This is a genomic window from Nitrosospira multiformis (assembly GCF_003050865.1).
Classification (GTDB): domain Bacteria; phylum Pseudomonadota; class Gammaproteobacteria; order Burkholderiales; family Nitrosomonadaceae; genus Nitrosospira; species Nitrosospira multiformis_E.
Map to the genome: position 1 here is coordinate 1 of NZ_QAOK01000072.1, position 2,119 is coordinate 2,119.

Below are 2,119 nucleotides of genomic sequence, written 5' to 3' on the forward strand. Positions count from 1 at the left end.
AACCCTAGGGTCAACCCCGGGTTCACAACCTTAGGCAGCCTGGCTCCTCCCTGACCAGGGCAGGAGCCGGGAAAAAAGACTGGAACATGGCAACATGCAAACACCGGTCCGCCACCGTTACAGACGGCAAGGTGGATCGGTGTTTTTTGCCATTTTTAATTTTCTCTATTAATTTCCCTATAAGCTCTCCAAGAGATCCGCAAGCCACTCCCTTAAAGCCATAGTATATAGCCGCTTAATTTCGATAATATCGATTGTAGACAGCGGAAAGTGGGGGAGATGCTACAGAAGTGTCTTATTCATAAGACATTTGATATGAACGGCGGCAGGTTGTCCTAAAGGGAGGATGTTGCTACCTTATCCGCTTTCTCTCGCATGGAAGGGGAGTTGAGTGACATATCTGCGAAAGCATCGGCAATTCGTCGAACACCGGCTCGAATCTGATATTCGTTGAGGGAAGAAAAACCTAACACGAGCGTACGAGCGCTATAGCGACAGCCACCGTAATCATAGCCCGTACCCCCTCCGATCGAGTAGATTCTTACTCCATGACGTAACGCAATTGTCTGAAGCTGAGCTGCGGGTGGGTAGTGGTCAGGAAGATGCCACGCAAGATGCAGGCCACTTTCAAGACCGCTAAGGCGGACTGCGCCAAAATGTTCCCGTAGTGCTTCCACGAGACAATCACGGCGCTTACCATACATATTTCGCATGCGTCTCAGATGGTTGCCGTAGGCGCCGCTGCGGATAAACTCGGCCATGGTCGCCTGATCCAGCCAGGCATGCCCATTATTAAGCAGAGCTTTCGCAGAACGGGCAGCAGGAATCAATGCTTTGGGCACCACCAGATAGCCTAGTCGTAGGCCTGCCCCCATGGATTTGGAGAATGTACCCAGGTACATGACACAACCATAATCATCCAGCCCCATGAGGGCTGTCAGGGGCGATCCGCGATATCGAAAATCTGAATCGTAATCGTCCTCTATAATGAATGCCCCGCAACGTCGCGCCCAATCCAGGAGCTTCAACCGACGCTCGATGGGCAAGGTGAAGCCCAGGGGAAATTGATGAGAAGGGGTGACAAATAAAAGTGCAACTCCCTCCTTTGGTAGTTGTTCAACGTCGAGCCCTGCCTCATCCACAGGCACGGGAATCAATTTTGCATAGTAACTCTCGAAAAGAGAAGTAGCCCCGTGGTAGCAGGGATTTTCCGTTGCAACCATTGTTCCCTCTTTTACAAGGAGGCGAGCAGCAAGATTCAATCCTTCCTGAGAGCCGGCGGTAACGATTATCTGATCTGATGAAACGCTGATACCTCGCGCGACTCCAAGGTGGGCAGCGATGACTTCCCGTAGTTCCGATAGTCCACCGGGATCGCAACATTCCTCGAAGTGCATATTTGCAGACATGAATGTCTTATTTACAAAGCGGCGCCATATCTTATGGGGAAACAGGTCGAGACCAATGCGGTCTGGGCAAAAATCAAAATCGAGATGCTGAATATTATTGTTGGCGTGTATGTGGCCGATAAATGGAATTACTGGCCGTTTGACAAGCTCTTCGTCACCGGGAGAGGAGGGGGTCACCCTACGGGTGGCAGAAAGACAGGTTTCAGGAAGTTCAAGGTTTACATACGTTCCAATTGCCTTGCGGGCCTGAAGATAGCCCTCGGCAATCAAACGATCATAAACCAGCAAAACAGTATTACGGGAAATACCCAACTGTTCGGCAAGCACACGGCTTGCCGGGAGGAGTGTACCGGGTTTTAGTTTACCTCCCAGGATAAGGTGGCGTAACTGGTCAAAAATCTGGCCTTGCAGCGATTGACGGCTGTTGTGGTCGAGTTCAATGGGAATTGCCATATGTATTCATGGCGGCAGGTACGCGCGCTGGATTTCTGTTCCAGGTAAATTATCGATTCTGACATATTTTTATAACTAACGTAAGCCTCCATACGATATCAGCCGCTCTCACTCATTTATGAGAGCGGCTGATTGAGGGCTACCTACATACGAAGCGAGTACTTACTCCTCGTCTTCCTCTTCCTCGTCGTCATCCTTCTTTTCGGGCTTGAGCACCATCTTGCCCTGCTTGATGCTCTCGTTCAGGTCGGTTTCTG

Annotated in this window: 1 protein-coding gene; it reads right to left on the bottom strand. The window is 50.4% G+C overall.

Annotated elements, in window-relative coordinates:
• Positions 1-335: 335 nt before the first annotated feature.
• Positions 336-1,862 carry a MocR-like pyridoxine biosynthesis transcription factor PdxR gene (pdxR, locus tag C8R21_RS15455; protein ID WP_107763485.1) on the bottom strand — a complete coding sequence of 509 codons (1,527 nt, stop codon included), beginning with the start codon at positions 1,860-1,862 and terminating at the stop codon, positions 336-338.
• Positions 1,863-2,119: the final 257 nt, after the last annotated feature.

Excerpts from the sequence above, each read along its gene's own strand:
- pdxR (WP_107763485.1), bottom strand. The coding sequence starts at position 1,862 with ATGGCAATTCCCATTGAACTCGACCACAACAGCCGTCAATCGCTGCAA.